This window comes from Streptomyces adelaidensis, assembly GCF_016598475.1.
Lineage (GTDB): Bacteria > Actinomycetota > Actinomycetes > Streptomycetales > Streptomycetaceae > Streptomyces > Streptomyces adelaidensis.
Genome location: NZ_JAEMUX010000037.1, coordinates 19,917 through 34,894 on the forward strand (window position 1 = coordinate 19,917; position 14,978 = coordinate 34,894).

Annotated in this window: 17 protein-coding genes; 10 read left to right on the forward strand and 7 right to left on the reverse strand. The window is 72.4% G+C overall.

The window, feature by feature from the left end; all coding sequences use genetic code 11:
• Window positions 1-9: 9 nt before the first annotated feature.
• Together I8N67_RS21755 and I8N67_RS21760 are read right to left on the reverse strand one after the other, a co-directional pair.
• Window positions 10-615 carry a flavoprotein gene (locus I8N67_RS21755; protein ID WP_200304844.1) on the reverse strand — a complete coding sequence of 202 codons (606 nt, stop codon included), beginning with the start codon at window positions 613-615 and terminating at the stop codon, window positions 10-12.
• A gap of 23 nt (window positions 616-638) precedes the next feature.
• Window positions 639-1,745 (reverse strand): helix-turn-helix transcriptional regulator, encoded by a 1,107-nt coding sequence (locus I8N67_RS21760; protein WP_200304845.1) that lies wholly within the window; start codon window positions 1,743-1,745, stop codon window positions 639-641.
• 250 nt (window positions 1,746-1,995) lie between these two features.
• On the opposite strand from I8N67_RS21760, the gene I8N67_RS42800 reads away from it, so the two are divergent.
• The 6 genes from I8N67_RS42800 to I8N67_RS21795 all read left to right on the forward strand — a co-directional run bounded on the left by I8N67_RS42800 (window position 1,996) and on the right by I8N67_RS21795 (window position 7,474).
• Window positions 1,996-3,255, forward strand: coding sequence for an ATP-binding cassette domain-containing protein (locus tag I8N67_RS42800; protein WP_234046072.1), 1,260 nt, complete (start codon window positions 1,996-1,998; stop codon window positions 3,253-3,255).
• The gene (locus I8N67_RS21770; RefSeq protein ID WP_234046073.1) at window positions 3,219-3,467 is read left to right on the forward strand and encodes an ABC transporter permease; all 249 of its coding nucleotides are present in this window, start codon (window positions 3,219-3,221) and stop codon (window positions 3,465-3,467) included. The genes I8N67_RS42800 and I8N67_RS21770 overlap by 37 nt, the downstream gene beginning before the upstream one ends.
• Window positions 3,468-3,629: 162 nt before the next feature.
• On the forward strand, window positions 3,630-5,327 hold the full coding sequence (locus I8N67_RS21775; RefSeq protein WP_307835314.1) for an amidohydrolase: 1,698 nt from the start codon (window positions 3,630-3,632) through the stop codon (window positions 5,325-5,327).
• 125 nt (window positions 5,328-5,452) lie between these two features.
• A complete protein-coding gene (locus I8N67_RS21785) occupies window positions 5,453-6,025 on the forward strand; it encodes a MarR family winged helix-turn-helix transcriptional regulator (RefSeq protein ID WP_200304846.1) in 573 nt (190 codons plus the stop codon).
• A 214-nt stretch (window positions 6,026-6,239) separates the two neighbouring features.
• Complete coding sequence (locus I8N67_RS21790; protein WP_200304899.1) at window positions 6,240-6,869, forward strand: LysE family transporter; 630 nt, start codon at window positions 6,240-6,242, stop codon at window positions 6,867-6,869.
• A 158-nt stretch (window positions 6,870-7,027) separates the two neighbouring features.
• Window positions 7,028-7,474 (forward strand): nitroreductase family deazaflavin-dependent oxidoreductase, encoded by a 447-nt coding sequence (locus tag I8N67_RS21795; protein WP_200304900.1) that lies wholly within the window; start codon window positions 7,028-7,030, stop codon window positions 7,472-7,474.
• Between the two features lie 77 nt (window positions 7,475-7,551).
• Here I8N67_RS21795 and I8N67_RS21800 read toward each other — a convergent pair whose 3' ends face one another.
• On the reverse strand, window positions 7,552-8,637 hold the full coding sequence (locus tag I8N67_RS21800) for a cation diffusion facilitator family transporter (protein WP_372443773.1): 1,086 nt from the start codon (window positions 8,635-8,637) through the stop codon (window positions 7,552-7,554).
• 107 nt (window positions 8,638-8,744) lie between these two features.
• Here I8N67_RS21800 and I8N67_RS21805 point away from each other — a divergent pair, with 107 nt between their 5' ends.
• Both I8N67_RS21805 and I8N67_RS21810 read left to right on the forward strand, forming a co-directional pair.
• Entirely contained in the window at window positions 8,745-9,761 is a 1,017-nt protein-coding gene (locus tag I8N67_RS21805; RefSeq protein WP_200304847.1) for a glutathione S-transferase family protein, read from the forward strand.
• Window positions 9,762-9,796: 35 nt separating this feature from the next.
• Window positions 9,797-10,093: a DUF4235 domain-containing protein gene (locus I8N67_RS21810; RefSeq protein ID WP_200304848.1), complete on the forward strand. Its 297-nt coding sequence runs from the start codon at window positions 9,797-9,799 to the stop codon at window positions 10,091-10,093.
• A gap of 27 nt (window positions 10,094-10,120) precedes the next feature.
• On the opposite strand, the gene I8N67_RS21815 is transcribed toward I8N67_RS21810, so the two are convergent.
• The gene (locus I8N67_RS21815) at window positions 10,121-10,513 is read right to left on the reverse strand and encodes a VOC family protein (protein WP_200304849.1); all 393 of its coding nucleotides are present in this window, start codon (window positions 10,511-10,513) and stop codon (window positions 10,121-10,123) included.
• Between the two features lie 72 nt (window positions 10,514-10,585).
• On the reverse strand, window positions 10,586-11,062 hold the full coding sequence (locus I8N67_RS21820; protein ID WP_200304850.1) for a GNAT family N-acetyltransferase: 477 nt from the start codon (window positions 11,060-11,062) through the stop codon (window positions 10,586-10,588).
• 167 nt (window positions 11,063-11,229) lie between these two features.
• On the opposite strand from I8N67_RS21820, the gene I8N67_RS21825 reads away from it, so the two are divergent.
• Entirely contained in the window at window positions 11,230-11,592 is a 363-nt protein-coding gene (locus tag I8N67_RS21825; protein ID WP_200304902.1) for a DUF1304 domain-containing protein, read from the forward strand.
• Entirely contained in the window at window positions 11,589-12,143 is a 555-nt protein-coding gene (locus I8N67_RS21830) for a TetR/AcrR family transcriptional regulator (RefSeq protein ID WP_200304851.1), read from the forward strand. Before I8N67_RS21825 ends, I8N67_RS21830 begins: the two co-directional genes overlap by 4 nt.
• 147 nt (window positions 12,144-12,290) lie before the next feature.
• Here the strand turns inward: I8N67_RS21830 and I8N67_RS21835 are convergent, their stop codons facing one another.
• Together I8N67_RS21835 and I8N67_RS21840 are read right to left on the reverse strand one after the other, a co-directional pair.
• Window positions 12,291-13,400 carry an NAD(P)-dependent alcohol dehydrogenase gene (locus I8N67_RS21835; protein ID WP_200304852.1) on the reverse strand — a complete coding sequence of 370 codons (1,110 nt, stop codon included), beginning with the start codon at window positions 13,398-13,400 and terminating at the stop codon, window positions 12,291-12,293.
• Window positions 13,401-13,432: 32 nt separating this feature from the next.
• Complete coding sequence (locus I8N67_RS21840) at window positions 13,433-14,890, reverse strand: aldehyde dehydrogenase family protein (RefSeq protein ID WP_200304853.1); 1,458 nt, start codon at window positions 14,888-14,890, stop codon at window positions 13,433-13,435.
• Between the last annotated feature and the right edge of the window lie 88 nt (window positions 14,891-14,978).

The following is a 14,978-nucleotide window of genomic DNA, read 5'->3' on the forward strand; positions in this document are numbered from 1 at the left end:
GACCCGTCGTCAGCGCGTGACGGGCCCGCCGTTCCCGTCCGCCGTCAGCAGGTCGAGGGCCCGTTCCCAGTGGAACTCCTCACGCCTGCCGTCCTCTTCGGCCTCACCGCCGTACGGGTCGCCGAACCGCACACCCATACCGCGCAGCCGTTCCAGGCCGGCGCGGTACGCCGGGTGGGCCGCCAGGGCGTCGGCCACACAGGGCAGTACGGCGATGGGGACACCGAGGCCGTACGCCTCGCACAGCGTGCCGAGCGCGAGGGTGTCGGCTGTGCCCGCCGCCCATTTGTTGAGGGTGTTGAAGGTGGCGGGTGCGACCACGACGGCGTCCGGCGGCGGGAAGGGGCGCGGGTCGCCCGGCGACCGCCAGGCGGAACGGATCGGGCGGCCGGTCCGCGCCTCGACCTCCGCCGTGTCGAAGAAGCCGCCCATGGCTACGGGCGTCGCGATGACCCCGACCTCCCAGTCCCGCTCCTGGGCGGCGGTGATCAGCCTGCCGACGTCCACCGCGACGCCGGCCGCGCAGACGACGACGTAGAGGAAGGGTCTCCCGCCCTGTCCGGGCCCGGCTCCGGCTCCGGCTCCGGCTCCGGCCTGATTCGTACGCGTAGTCACCCGTCGACCCTACTGAACCCGGCTCAGTCCCCGAGTGCCCTCTCGACGAAGCGTTCGACGTCGACGGCGGTCGGGCGGAGCAGTCCGTCCCGTACGGCGAGGGCGGTGGCCTCGGCGCGGGAGGCGGCGCCGGTCTTGCGCAGCAGGTGCTCGACATGGGTGTGCACGGTGCGCGGGGAGAGGAACAGCGCCTGGGCGATGGCCTGGTTCGTCCGGCCCGTGGCCGCCCGGGTCAGCACCTCCAGTTCGCGCGGGGAGAGACCGTGCGGCAGGGGGGTGGGTGCCTCGTGCACGAGGACCGCCCGGCGGAAGACGGCGGTGCCGAGGGTGTGGCGGCGGAGGGTGACCCGGTACCAGTCGGGCCCCACGGGCCACAGCAGGCGCAACCGGGTGCCGTGGGAGTCGGCGAAGGCGCACAGGAGAGGGCGGAACTCGGGGTCCTGGAGGACTCCGGCGGGGTCGCGGCCGGGGAGTCTCAGGGTCTCGTCGGCGACGACCAGGCTCGCCCCGCCCCCGGCGGGGAGGTCGTGGAGGTGGCCCGCGTGGGCCGTGGGGTCGGCGAGCACGCCGAGGGCGAGCACGCCGAGGGCGGGCAGGAGCGAGGCGAGCAGGTGGCGGGTCCCGGTGTCGTAGGCGCCCGGGGTCGCGGTGGAGAGGGTGATCAGGCCGACGAGGCGCCCGTGGTGACGCAGGGCGCCCGTCACCGCGTCGCGGACGCCCGCCGGGCGGATCCGCTCGGCGTAGAACCAGCCGTCGCGGTAACGCTCACCCGGGTCCCCGACGGCTTCGCCGTCCCCACCGTCCCCACCGTCCCCACCGTCCTCGCTGTCCTCGCTGTCCTCGCCGTCCTCGGAGATGGAGGGCGGGAGATCGCTGCGCAGGACATTGGCGTACCAGGGGGTCGCGACGAACTCGGCCGCCAGCGCCTCGGAGACGTCGGCGTCGTAGCCGACGCCCGCGATCTGCACATGGCTGCCGGTGACCGGGTCGATCTCCAGCAGGGTGGCGGCGTCGAGGGGCAGGGCTCGGCCGAGTTCGCGCAGGGCCTCGGCGCAGGCGGCGGCGGTGTCCCGTTCGCGGGTGAGCATGCCGATGCGGGTGGCGGCCGCGATCTGGTGGTGGGTGAGCATGCGAGCGCCTCCCGGGGCCGCCCCGAGACCGTACTGGACGGTACAGCTCTTTTGGGCCCTAACGATAGAAGGGGCGGCGATGCGTGGACAAGGCATTCACCGATCCGTGACCTGGACGCCCGCCGTGGCTCGCCCGCCGTACGCACTCGGTATTTGTACGGATGGCGGGGCCGGGCGCCGGGGTCTTTCCTGAGCGGCACAGCCGGACGCCCAGCGCTTTCGGGCCCACGTCCCCTTGGAGATCACCGCCATGACCAGACGCCCCCCTTCCGCCGTCCCGGCCTCGCGCCGGCAGTTCCTCACGTGGACCACCGGAGCCCTCGCCACCACCGGGCTCGCCGCCACGGGATGCAGCGCCCCGGAGAGCGGCTCCGGCTCGGCGAAGGCCGCGGGCGCCTCCCCTTCCGCGACGGCCCTCACCCGGATCGGCCTGGACTACCCCTTCACCCAACTCCCGCTCCACAGCACGCTGGTGAAGCTCTCGACGGCCGCCGCGAAGAAGCACGACGTCCGGCTGCTCACGACGGTGCACGCCCTCCTCGGACACAACGGCGCCGGCAAGTCCACCCTGATCAAGTGCCTCGGCGGCGCGTACCCGCCGGACGCGGGGACCATCGAGGTGGGCGGCGTCCCGTATCACCGGCTCAGCCCCCGCGACTCGATCGCGGCCGGGGTCGCGATCATCTTCCAGACACTCAGCGTCGTCGACTCCCTGACCGAGAACATCTTCCTCGGCCAGGAGTGGACCCGGTACGGCCGCATCGACCGCCGGGCCCAGGAGCGGGTGGCCGCCGAACTCCTCCACCGCGTCGCCGCGAGCTGCTCGCCGCGCGACCGGGTGGGTGAACTGCCCATGGGCCAGAAGCAGTTGGTGGAGATCGCCAAGGCTCTCAGCCGCAGTGCCTCGGTCCTGGTCCTGGACGAGCCCACGGCTGCCCTGTCGGGCACCGAGAGCGACGCCCTGGCCGCCCGGGTGGAGGACCTGCGCAGGCAGGGTCTCGCCATCGTCTACGTCACCCATCTGCTGGCCGAGGTGGAACGGCTGGCGGACGCGGTCACCGTGCTGCGGGACGGGCGGGTCGCCCATCATTCGGCGACGGGGGGTCACAACCGCCGGGAGCTGGTCGAGGCGATCACGGGTGGGCGTGGAACGGTTCCGTCGGGCGCGGCGGGGGGCGGGACGGCAGCGAGCCGCGCGGTTTCGAGCACGGGCACCGTCGGCGGAGCGGGCGGCCTCGGCTCGACGGTCGCCACGGCTGCCGGGGCGGAAGCCGGGACGGACGCGGGGACGAAAGCCCGGACGGAAGCCCGTACCTGCCACGGCTCCGCCGGGACCGGTGGCCGGGGTCGGCGCCGCGCCGGAGGCGAAGCCACCGGTCAGGAGCAGGCAGGGGCCCACGCCTCACCCCGGTCACCCGCCGCCCGCCTCACCGTGCGCGGGCTGCGCGGCCCCGGCTTCGGGCTGCAGACAGCGTGGTCGCGGGCACCTCGGGCGCGGGCTTCGAGCTGACAGTGCTGACCGCGGTGCTGCTGGGCGGGGTCGCGCTGAGCGGCGGCTCCGGATCGGTTCTCGGCGTCCTGCTCGGCGTGCTGTTCCTGGGCTGTCTGCAGAACGGGCTGACACTGCTGAGCGTGCCCGCGTTCTGGCAGCAGATGGCCCAGGGCGCGGCCCTGGTGGCGGGCGCCGGGCTCGCCTGGTTCGACCCACGCGCGAGCCGGTGACCGGCGATCCGCCTCCCCTTCTCCCCCTTCTCCCCCTTCTCCCCCTCAGTCTCCTCCGTCTCCTCCCCTGTTCGGACATTCAGAGAGGCCCTCGTGAGCGACACTTCCCGCACCCCCACCCCCACCCTTGCCCCCACCCTCATCCTGACCGGCGGTCAGGTCATCACCGTCATCCTGACCGGCGGTCAGGTCATCACCGTCGACGCCGGTTTCACGGTCGCCGAAGGTGTGGCCGTGCGCGGCCGGGGGATCGTCGCGGTCGGCACGGACGCCGAGATGCGTGCGCTGGCCGGGCCGGCGACGCGGATCGTCGAGCTGGCGGGGCGGACCGTGCTGCCGGGCATCAACGACTCGCATCTGCACGGCGCCGCGTACGGGCTGGCCAAGCCGCCGTTCGCCCTCGACGTCGGCCACCCGGCGGTCGGCTCGATCGCCGGCATCGCGGCGGCCGTGGGCGAGGCGGCGCGGGCCGCCGCACCCGGCGAGTGGATCGTCGGCCTCGGCTGGGACCCCGGCTATCTCGCCGAGTGCCTCGCCGATCCTGGCCGCTTCCCGCACCGTACGGACCTGGACGCGGTGGCGCCCGACCACCCCGTCTGTCTGACCGACTTCTCGCAGCACATGGTGTGGGCCAACAGCGAGGCGCTGCGCCGTTGCCGGATCGACGCCTCCACGGAGGCGCCCGCCGGCGGGGTCATCGACCGGGACGCCGAGGGCGGGCCCACCGGAATCCTGCGCGAGGCCGCCGGGGTCCTGCTCCAGGCCGCCCTGCCCTCCCCCACCGTCGCCCGGCGTCGCGAGGCCATCCGGAACGTCGTCGCGGAACTCCACTCGCGCGGCATCACCAGCTACACCGAGCCGGGCCTCGGGCCCGGCGGCTCCGAGACCCTGTTCGGCGGCCTGAGCACGGACAACTGGACCGCGTACGCCGACCTTGCCGCGACCGGCGGCCTGCACGCCCGGGTCAGCGTCCTCCTCCTGCCCGCGCCCATGGGCGGCTCCACGGACGACGTCCGCAAGGGCCTCGCCGAGCTCCACCGGCCCGAGTCCGCGGATTCTCGGCTGCTGAACGCGATCGGCGTGAAGATCTTCGCCGACGGGGTGCCGCCGAACCGTACGGCCTGGATGAACGAGCCCTATCTCGACGGCGGCCACGGCTCCCTGTGCGTGCACGGGCGCACGCCCGAGCTCCAGGTGGACGAGCTGTTCATGATGATCCGCGTCGCCCACGAGGCGGGCTACCAACTGGGCGTCCATGTCACGGGCGACCGGGCCATCGACACCGTGGTGGACGCGTTCCTCGCCGCACAGGACGCCGCCCCCCGCCCGGACGCCCGGCACTACGTCATCCACGGGGACTTCATCGGCGGGCGGAGCCTCGCCCGGCTGGCCGCGCGTGGCTACGGCGTCAACATGAACCCGGCCATCAAGTGGACGATCTCCGACCTGATGGAGGAGGTCGTGGGCCCGGAGCGGTCGGCGTACGAGTGGCCCGTCCGCTCGGCCTTCGAGGCGGGCATCCCGGTGTGCGCCAGTTCGGACGCGCCGATCACGGAGCCCGACTGGCGTCAGGGCGTCGCCGGGATGCTGCTGCGCGAGTCGAAGGCCGGCGGCCGGGTGAGCGGTCCCGAGCAGCGCGTGGAACTCGCCGAGGCGCTGCGCGCGTACACGATCAACCCGGCGCGGCAGGACTTCGCCGAGGACTGGAAGGGGTCCGTGGAGGTGGGCAAGGTGGCCGACCTGTGCGTCCTGGACCGGCCGTTGCTGGACCTCGACCCGCACGACATCACCGGGGTGGGGATCGACATGACGGTGTTCGACGGCCGGGTCGTCTTCGAGCGAGCCCTCCGTACAATTTGAACCCGAAAGACCGCTTGCCCGACTGCCCGACCGACTCACCGACCCACCGACCGACCCACCGACCGACCCACTGCCCGACCGACTGACCGACCGACTGACCGACTGACCGACCGACAGGAGCACCCGTGCCCGGCCAGCGATCCATCACCGAAGCCGAGAAGCTCGCCGCGGCGAAGCTCGGGGGCGTTCCGATCCGTCGGGAGCAGATGGCGGCGGTGGCGAACGTCTACCGGGCGGCCTCGGCGGTGCGGCAGCACCTGGAGAACTCCGTGCTGCGCGGTTCCGACCTGACCTGGACGGCCTTCGTGGTGCTGTGGGTCGTATGGGTGTGGGGCGAGTCCGAGACACGGCACGTGGCGGAGGAGGCGGGCATCTCCAAGGGCACGCTCACGGGTGTGGCGCGCACCCTGGAGTCGCGTGGGCTGGTGCGGCGGGCGGACCACCCCACGGACGGCCGGCTGGTCCTGCTGGCGCTCACCGACAAGGGCGAGGAGCTGATGCGGCGGGTGTTCCCGGCGTTCAACGAGGAGGAGGCCTTCGTCACCGCGCGGCTCAGCGACGCGGAGTGCCGCGGCCTCGCGGAGGGCCTGCGCAGTGTGGTGATGCAGGTCGAGGAGCACGGCGAGGAGCGCCGCCGCACCCTGCTGAACGGCGCCGAGCCCGCGCCCCGCCGCAGCGGCCGCCGCCCGAAGGCCTGAGGTCCCGGCCGCCCGACGGCCGCGCCGCGCCTGCGCCCGTGCGGCGAGCGGGATCGCACGCGGTAATTCGATTGCGGGGGCGGCACGCCCGCCCCCAGGATCTGCCCATGTTCATCAACGACGCCTTCCTGCCGCCGACCCCCGCCGCCGCCGCTTCGTCGGTGCGGGGTCAGCAGCGGTCCGGCCGACCGTGGGGGCCGACACCGCCCCGGTCGTGACGGCCGCGCTGGTCGCTGGGCTCCTCGCCGGCTATGGCATCGCCATCCCCGTCGGAGCGGTCGCGACCTATCTCGTCTCCCTCACCGCCCGCACGTCCTTGCGGACCGGCGCCTGCGCCGCCCTCGGCGTCGCGACCGCCGACGGACTGTACGCCCTGCTCGCCGCCCTCGGGGGTACGGCCCTCGCCGCCGCCCTGCGACCGATCCTGGAACCGCTTCGCTGGGCCTCCGCCCTGGTGCTCGTCGCGCTGGCCGTACGCGGCGCGGTCACGACCGTGCGCCGGTACCGCGCCCGGCGGCTCACCACCCGGCCGCGCAAGGACCCGGTGAGCCCGGCACGCGCGTACGCCGCCCTGCTGGGGATCACCCTCCTGAACCCCACCACGGTCGTCTACTTCGCCGCCCTCGTCCTCGGCAGCCGCGCCACCGACGCCGTGAGCCCCCTGGAACAGGCGGTGTTCGTCCTCGCCGCGTTCCTCGCCTCCGCGAGCTGGCAGCTGCTGCTCGCGGGTGGCGGCGCACTGCTCGGCCGGGCCCTGACCGGCCACCGGGGGCGGCTGGCCACGGGGCTCCTGTCGAGTGCCGTGATCGCGGTGCTGGCGGCGCTGATGCTGGTGCCGTCGTGACGCCCGCCCCTTCGCCCTGGCCCTGGCCCTGGCGTCCGGGCCCAGCTCCCGTGCGGACGCGGCCGGATGAGGCCGAGAGGGAGATGAGGATGAAACCGGAGGAGGTCGTTGTTCCATGCCATGACAGTGTCCGTATGCGACAACGAGGGACGGTGGCCATGCCTCTTGAGGGCGAGTACGTGCCCAGCCCGACCCAGTGGGTCCGTGAGCAGGTCGAGTTGTACGAGAGCTCGGGCGGCACGAAGGGGACGACACTGCGGGACACGGGTCTGCCCGTCGTCGTGCTCACCACGCGCGGCGCGAAGAGCGGCAAGATCCGCAAGATCCCGCTGATGCGGGTGGAACACGACGGACGGTACGCCCTCGTGGCCTCGCAGGGCGGCGCGCCCAAGCACCCGGTCTGGTACCACAACATCAAGTCCGACCCGCATGTGGAGCTCCAGGACGGGCCCGCAAGGCAGGAGTTGACGGCGCGCGAGATCACCGGGGACGAGAAGGCCGAGTGGTGGGAGCGGGCGGTCGCCGCGTATCCGCCGTACGCGGACTACCAGGAGAAGACCGAGCGGGACATACCGGTCTTCGTGCTGGAGCCGGCCGCCGGGTAGCGGTGCGGCGTCCGGGGAGCCCGAAGAAAATCTTCGATTCGCCTCGCATGATCCATCGCGCACCGGGCACCCGAGCCTCAGGTCCCGCCGCGTTCCCCCGTCGCGGCGGGACTTTTCTCTGCCTTCTCGGCCTTCTCTGCCTGTACCCCCCGCCCTCCCCGCTCCGCCTTCTCCGTCACGTCGAGGAAGATCTGGTCGGCCTCGGGGACCACGTGGGTGATGGAGCGCTTGATGCGTACGGCGACCTGCTCGACGTCCTCGCTGTCGAGGCCGGGGACGAGGTCGACGCGAGCGGCCACGAGGGTGGAGTCCAGGCCGAGGCGCATGGTGAGCAGGGCCTCGACGCTGTCGATCTCGGGCTGGGCCGCCAGCAGGGCGCGGATCCGCCGGCTGGGTTCGGGGCCGGCGGCCACCCCGATGAGCTGTTCTCGGGCGTCGCGGCCCAGCCAGTAGGCGACGTAGACGAGCAGCGCGCCGATCGCGAAGGACGCGGACGCCTCCCAGATCACCTGTCCCGTCACCAGGTGCAGGGCCATCCCGGCGATCGCGAGGGTCACACCGAGCACCGCCGTACCGTCCTCGGCGACGACCGTACGCAGGGCCGGGTCCCGTAGCCCGCCGCCCGCGCCGCCACCCTGCACGCGCACCTGGTGCAGGGCGCGCAGCAGCGAGGCTCCCTCGGTGAGGAGGGCGACGCCGAGTACGGCCAGGCCTGCCACATAGCCGTCGTAGGACTCCTCGGCTCCGGTCGTCAGGGCGTGGACGGCCTGGTAGAAGGAGAAGCAGCCGCCCATCACGAAGATGCCGACGGCGGCGAGCAGGGACCAGAAGAAGCGTTCCTTGCCATAGCCGAACGGGTGGCGGCGGTCGGCGGGGCGGCGGCTGCGGCGCAGCGCGGCGAGGAGGAAGACCTCGTTCATGCCGTCGGCCACCGAGTGCGCGGCCTCGGAGAGGAGGGCGGGCGATGCGGCGAGGAGTCCGCCGATGGTCTTGGCCACGGCGATCAGGAGGTTCGCGCCGAGGGCGACGAGGACGGTGACGCGGGTTCTGCGGTCCGTGCGTGCCTTGGCCTCCTCGTGCAGGCCCGTCCCTCGCGGAACCCGCCCGCCCCGGTCGTCCGCCGTCTCCGTGTCTGTCGGGGTGTCTGCCGGTGTGCGCTTCACGTACGCCGGTTGCCCTGACCAGTTCCGCTCACACTGTGGGGCTCGCGAAAATCGGGGAACTCTCATCATGGCAGGACGTATCCGGACAGTTCGGGAGGGCGGGCGGCATGAGTGTCGGCGAGGGCAACGAGGCGTACGGCAGGAAGGCCTTCAAGCGGTCCAAGAGCCACTTCGCGGACCGGATCACCGCCGACGGCCGGGACGGGTGGCCCGTGGAGGCGGGCCGCTACCGGCTGGTCGTCAGCCGGGCCTGTCCCTGGGCGAGCCGGGCGGTGATCTCACGGCGGCTGCTGGGCCTGGAGGACGCCCTGCCGATGGGCGTCACCGATCCGATCCAGGACGACCGCAGCTGGCGGTTCACGCTGGACCCGGACGGCCGAGACCCCGTTCTCGGCATCCGGTATCTGAAGGAGGCGTACGACGCGCGGGAGAGCGGCTATCCGGGCGGGGTCAGCGTGCCCGCGATCGTCGACGTGCCGAGCGGCCGGCTGGCCACCAACGACTACCAGCGGCTCACGCTCGACCTCGCCACCGAATGGACGGACCTGCACCGCGAGGGCGCGCCCGACCTGTATCCGGCGGCGCTGCGCGAGGAGATCGACGCGGTGATGGCGGAGGTCTACGAGGACGTCAACAACGGCGTGTACCGGGCGGGCTTCGCCACGGGTCAGCAGGAGTACGAGGAGGCCTGCGCCGGGGTGTTCCGGCGGCTGACGGCCTTGTCGGAGCGGCTCGCGGGGCAGCGCTATCTCGTCGGGGAGACGATCACGGAGGCGGACATCCGGCTGTTCACCACGCTGGTGCGTTTCGACCCCGTCTACCACGGTCACTTCAAGTGCAACCGCTGGAAGCTGGCGGAGGACCCGGTGCTGTGGGCGTACGCCCGTGATCTCTTCCAGACCCCGGGGTTCGGCGACACGGTCGACTTCGACCACATCAAGCGGCACTACTACCAGGTGCACACAGGCATCAACCCGACCGGCGTGGTGCCGCTCGGGCCCGATCTGGCGGGCTGGCTCGCGCCCCATGGCCGTGAGGATCTGGGCGGCGGCCCGTTCGGCGACGGGACACCGCCGGGCCCGGTGCCCGCCACCGAGGTAGTGGCCCCCACGGGCCGTCCCTGAGCCGGCGGCATCACGACGCGAAGGAGGAACACCACATGTCCAAGAAGAAGAAGCTCCCTCTCGCCTACAAGCCCCTCGGCTTCGCCCTCGGCTGGCTGAGCGGTGCGCTGGCCTCGGCGGCGTTCCGCAAGACGTGGAAGGTGATCCGCCACGAGGACGACGCACCCGACGCGCTGGACCGGGACCGAGGCTGGGGCGAGGTGCTCCTCGCGGCGGCCATCCAGGGCGCCATCTTCTCGGCCGTACGCAGTGTGGTGGACCGCACCGGCGCGAAGGCCATCGAGCGGTCCACCGGGGTGTGGCCGGCCCCGGCGAAGGGGGGCCGTGACTGACGCCGCGGTCCTGCCTCCGGCTCGGCGCTACCCCTGCTTGGGAGCCGTCGGGTGTTCGCGGCGCAGGGTGAAGGAATGGCCGGCCGGGTCGGAGTAGCCGCGCTCCTCGAACGGCCCGGCCGGCTCCTTCGTGTCCACCGGGCGCCCGCCGAGGGACACGATGCGCCGCTCGGCCTCGTCCAGGTCGTCGACGTAGAAGTCCAGGTGGGCCTGGAGGGAGTTCTCGGGGCGGGGCCAGCTCGGCGGGGTGGCGTTGACGTCCCGGCGGAATGCCATCCGGGCTCCGCAGGCGCCCTTGATCTCGACCCGGTTGGCGGTCGCGTCCGTCTCCTGCGCGTCGAGCAGTTCCCTGTAGAACACCGCGAGCTTCTCGGGCTCGGCGCAGTCCAGCACCACGAGGCCCGCCTGTACCAGTGCCATGTCTCCTCCGTACCGGTTCCGGGCGCGGGCACCGGTCCGCCGGTGCCCATACGCTCCCCGGGTACCCCCCGGCTAGAGGTTCAGCCGCAGCGTGAGCGCCTGCGGCCGTAACCGCTCCCGCTCGTAGAACCGGATGCCGTCCCCATTGGCCGCCGAAGCGGTCACCTCCGCGTGAACCGCGCCCTCCCGCCTTCCCCACTCCACAAACGCCTCGACCAGCCGGGCCCCGACCCGCCCCCGCCGGTGCTCCGGCCACACATAGAGGGCCATCAGGGTCGCCGATCTGACGGGCCGCATGGCCGAGGGCCCGGACATCGAGCCCGACAGATGGCCCACCACCTCGCCGTCGCACAACGCGGCCAGCAGCAGCCGCGCCGGGTCCCGGAGGGCGGCTGTGAAGGCCTCGGCACCGTGCAGGCGGGGCCAGTCCGTGTTCAGGCTCGGGTCCCGAGGTCCGCCGTCCTCGGCGAACAACCGGGAGCTGGAGCGGACGATCCCCGGTACGTCCTCGGGGCGGGCGCGCCGCACGGTCACCTCTTGATCAGTCATGGACGGGAACGTAGCCGCAGGGTCTGACAATCCACGGGGGGCACCTGCCGGTACGACCCACAGCTCGATCGATCCACCGGCATTTCCTGGACAGGCGTCCAGCTATAGTAGACACCTGTCCAAGAAGTTTCCCGGAAGCATCAAGCGAACGACGGAGTCTGTTGACCATGGAGATCCTGGCGAACGTGCTGGTCGTGGCGGTGGCGGCGCTGCATGTGTACATCCTGGTGATGGAGATGTTCCTGTGGCAGAAGAAACCAGGGATGGGATTCCACGGGTTCGACGCCGACCTGGCGCGGCGGACCGCCGCCATGGCCGCCAACCAGGGGCTCTACAACGGATTCCTCGCGGCCGGTCTGGTGTGGGGACTGATCGCCGACGACCCGACCGGGTACCGGGTCCAGATCTTCTTCCTCGGGTGTGTGATCGTCGCCGGTGTGTACGGGGCCGTCACCGCCAACCGCCGCATCCTCTTCGCGCAGGCGCTCCCCAGCGCGCTCGCCCTGGCCGCCGTCCTCGTCGCCGGATGACCCCGCAGGACCCCCGGGCCGCCCGCACCCGGGCCAAGTTGCGGGAAGCCCTCCTCGACGAGTGCGCCCGGCACCCCCTGCACGAGGTCAGCGTGGCCGCGCTGGTCCGTCGGGCGGGGGTCGGCCGGGCCACGTTCTACGTGCACTACCCGGACCTGGAGGCGCTGGCCGTCGACGCCTGCGCCGATGTCGTACGGGAGGCGGTGGAGGCTCTGCACGCCTGGCGCGGGCGGCCGGACCCGGTGCGGGCGCCGGCGGCGCTGCCGGAGTTCTTCGCCGGCCTCGCCCCGCACGCGGCCCTCTACCGCGCGCTGCTGGCTCCCGGTGGCGGCGGGCCGCTCGGCCGTGTCCTGCACCAGGATCTGCGCGCCTACAGCCTCCGGGAACGCGAGCTCGCGGGGGCCGCGGACGCCCCGCTGGTGGCCTCCGCCGTGGCGGCGACCTTCGCGGGCGTCCTCGCCGACTGGCTGCACGGCCTCCTCGACGGCACCCCTCAGGAGATCGCCGACCAGTCGTGGCAGCTGCTGGTCGCCCTGCACCGCAGCCGGTGACCCGACAGCCCTGTGGGTGACCTGGCAGGCAGGTCACCCACAGAGCCGGAGTCACGCAGGGGAGGACGTGACCCGGGGGGAGATGGCCTCTCGGAACGTCAGTGCAGGTCAGTCCAGATCAGTACGGGCCAGTGCGGGCCAGTGCGGTCAGAACGTCAGTACGGGCTTGATGCTCTTGCCGCCGCTCATGTCCGCGACCGCCTGGTCGATGTCCTCGAACTTGTAGCGGCTGATCAGCCGGTCGAGGGGGAGCTTGCCCTCCTTGACCAGCTGGACGAGGACCGGGATGGCGGTCTGGATCTCGTTGTCGCCGAGGGTGAGGCCGACGACGCGCTTGCCGCCGAGCATGCCGTTGACGTCGAGGGAGACCTCGGTGCCGAACGGCGGGGCGCCGACGATGACGAGGGTGCCGCGCGCGGCGAGGGAGTCGACGCCCTTGCGCAGGACCAAGACGCTGCCAGTGGTCTCGACGACGCCGTCCGCGCCCCGGCCGCCGGTGATCTCCATGATCGCCTCGGCGATGTCGGCGACCTCGCCGCCGTTCACCGTGTGCGTGGCGCCCAGTTCCCTGGCCAGCTCCAGCCGCTCGCCGACCTTGTCGACGGCGATGACCGTGGTCGCGGGCGTGAGGGCCGCCGCCATGACGGCCGAGAGGCCGACCGCTCCGGCGCCGAGGACGACGAGGGTGCTGCCCGCGCGGGGCTCCAGGACGTTCCAGACGGCGCCGACGCCGGTCTGGACGCCGCAGCCGAGCGGGGCGATGGAGTCCAGCGGCACGTCGGGGTCGACCTTGACGAGGCCCCGCTCGTCGACCAGGGCCCGCTCGGCAAAGGAGGACTGGCCGAAGAAGTGGCCGCCGAGCGCCACGCCGTCGCGGCTGATCGTGCTGGTGCCGTCGGCGCGGCTGCCGCCGATCAGGTTCAGCGGGAGCCAGGTGGCGCAGTACGCCGGGTGCCCGTCGCGGCAGTTCTGGCAGCCGCCGCAGGAGGTGAAGGACAGCACGACGTGGTCGCCGGGCGCCACGGAGGTGACCCCGGGCCCGACGGCCTCGACGACACCGGCGCCCTCGTGCCCCAGGACCCCGGGGAGCGGGAAGGGCAGCCCGCCGGCGGCGACACCGAGGTCGGTGTGGCACAGCCCGGCGGCGACCATGCGCACCAGGGCCTCACCCTCTCCCGGCTGGTCGAGGACGACCTCGGAGATGGTGAAGGGGGCGCCCCCGGACTCGACCACGGCGGCGCGTGTGGCGGTGGACATTCTGATGAACTCCTTCGTTCCCGGGGATGCGCTCAGTCGAGCGAGACGACGACGGACTTGACCTTGGTGTACGACTCCAGGGCCTCGGGGCCGTACTCGCGGCCGAAGCCGGAGGCCTTCACGCCGCCGAAGGGGACGGCCGGGTCGAGCATCGGCCAGTCGTTGATCCAGACGATGCCCGCCTGGAGCCGGTCGGCGACGCGGTGGGCGCGGGTGAGGTTGGTGGTCTGGATGCCCGAGGCCAGGCCGTACGGCGTGGAGTTGGCCAGTTCGACGGCCTCGTCCTCGGAGTCGAAGGGCTGCACGGTGAGGACCGGCCCGAAGACCTCCTCCTGGACGACGCGGGAGTCGTTGGTGAGGTCGGCGATGACGGTGGGCTTGTAGTAGTAGCCGCCGTTCAGGTCGAGGCGCTCGCCGCCGCAGACGATGCGGCCGCCCTCCTTGCGGGCCAGCTCGACGTACTCCTCGACCTTCTTCAGGTGCCGCTCGCCCGCCATGGGGCCAATGACGGTCTCGGGCTGCCGGGGGTCTCCTATGGGCACGCCGGGCACGGCGTCGGCGAGGATGCCGACCACGGTCTCGTACACCGAGCGGGCGACCAGCAGGCGGGGGCCGCCCATGCAGAACTGGCCGGTGTTGAAGACGAAGCCCTTGATGATCGCGCCGATGGCCTTCTCGATGTCGGCGTCCTCGAAGACGAGGTGCGCCGCGTTGCCGCCGAGCTCCATCGTGACCTGCTTCAGGCCCTCGCCGGCGACGCTGGCCGCGTGCCGGCCGGTCGCGGTGGAGCCGGTGAAGGCGATCTTGTCGACGCCGGGGTTGCGCAGCAGGGCCTCGCCCGCGACCGGGCCCGTGCCGGTGACGACGTTGAAGACGCCGTCCGGGACACCGGCCTCCTTCAGGAGCCCGGCCATGTAGAGGGCGCTGAGCGGGGTCTCCTCGGCGGGCTTGTGCACGATCGTGTTGCCGGCCGCGAGCGCGGGGGCGATCTTGGAGCCGGCCAGGATCAGCGGGAAGTTGAACGGGGTGATCGCGGCGATCACGCCGATCGCGCCGCGCTTGGTGTACGCGAGCCGGTTGAGCGGGACGTCGCGGGCGGAGCCGTCCAGGGACCAGGCGAGTGAGGCGTAGTACTCGTAGTCGTTGGCCGCGTTCGTCACGTCGACGGCGTGGGCCAGCGTGATGGGCTTGCCGACGTCACGGCTCTCCAGGGCCGCGATGTCGTCGGCGTTCTCCCGGATCAGCTCAGCGACGCGGTGCAGGACGCGGCCGCGCTCACGGCCGCTCAGTCCGGACCAGGCGCCGTTGTCGAACGCCTCGCGCGCGGCGCGTACGGCGGCGTCGACATCGACCGCGCCCGCTTCCGCGACGGTGGTGACCACCTGACCCGTGGACGGGTCGATCACGTCGACGCGTGCCCCGTCAGTCGCCTCAAGCCACTGTCCACCGATGAACAGCCGCCCGGGCTCGCTCTCGAAGGTGGTCGTCATTGCCCGCTCCTCAGCCTTGATCGCTAAGTTTTCAAACCAGTCGCAACCGACAGGATTCCTGTTGGTTCGCAGTTTCATCACAGACAGG

Coding starts and splice junctions, on each gene's coding strand:
- I8N67_RS21760 (WP_200304845.1), bottom strand. CDS start 1,745: ATGCTCACCCACCACCAGATCGCGGCCGCCACCCGCATCGGCATGCTC.
- I8N67_RS42800 (WP_234046072.1), top strand. CDS start 1,996: ATGACCAGACGCCCCCCTTCCGCCGTCCCGGCCTCGCGCCGGCAGTTC.
- I8N67_RS21795 (WP_200304900.1), top strand. CDS start 7,028: ATGCCTCTTGAGGGCGAGTACGTGCCCAGCCCGACCCAGTGGGTCCGT.
- I8N67_RS21805 (WP_200304847.1), top strand. CDS start 8,745: ATGAGTGTCGGCGAGGGCAACGAGGCGTACGGCAGGAAGGCCTTCAAG.
- I8N67_RS21810 (WP_200304848.1), top strand. CDS start 9,797: ATGTCCAAGAAGAAGAAGCTCCCTCTCGCCTACAAGCCCCTCGGCTTC.
- I8N67_RS21815 (WP_200304849.1), bottom strand. CDS start 10,513: ATGGCACTGGTACAGGCGGGCCTCGTGGTGCTGGACTGCGCCGAGCCC.
- I8N67_RS21820 (WP_200304850.1), bottom strand. CDS start 11,062: ATGACTGATCAAGAGGTGACCGTGCGGCGCGCCCGCCCCGAGGACGTA.
- I8N67_RS21825 (WP_200304902.1), top strand. CDS start 11,230: ATGGAGATCCTGGCGAACGTGCTGGTCGTGGCGGTGGCGGCGCTGCAT.
- I8N67_RS21830 (WP_200304851.1), top strand. CDS start 11,589: ATGACCCCGCAGGACCCCCGGGCCGCCCGCACCCGGGCCAAGTTGCGG.
- I8N67_RS21835 (WP_200304852.1), bottom strand. CDS start 13,400: ATGTCCACCGCCACACGCGCCGCCGTGGTCGAGTCCGGGGGCGCCCCC.
- I8N67_RS21840 (WP_200304853.1), bottom strand. CDS start 14,890: ATGACGACCACCTTCGAGAGCGAGCCCGGGCGGCTGTTCATCGGTGGA.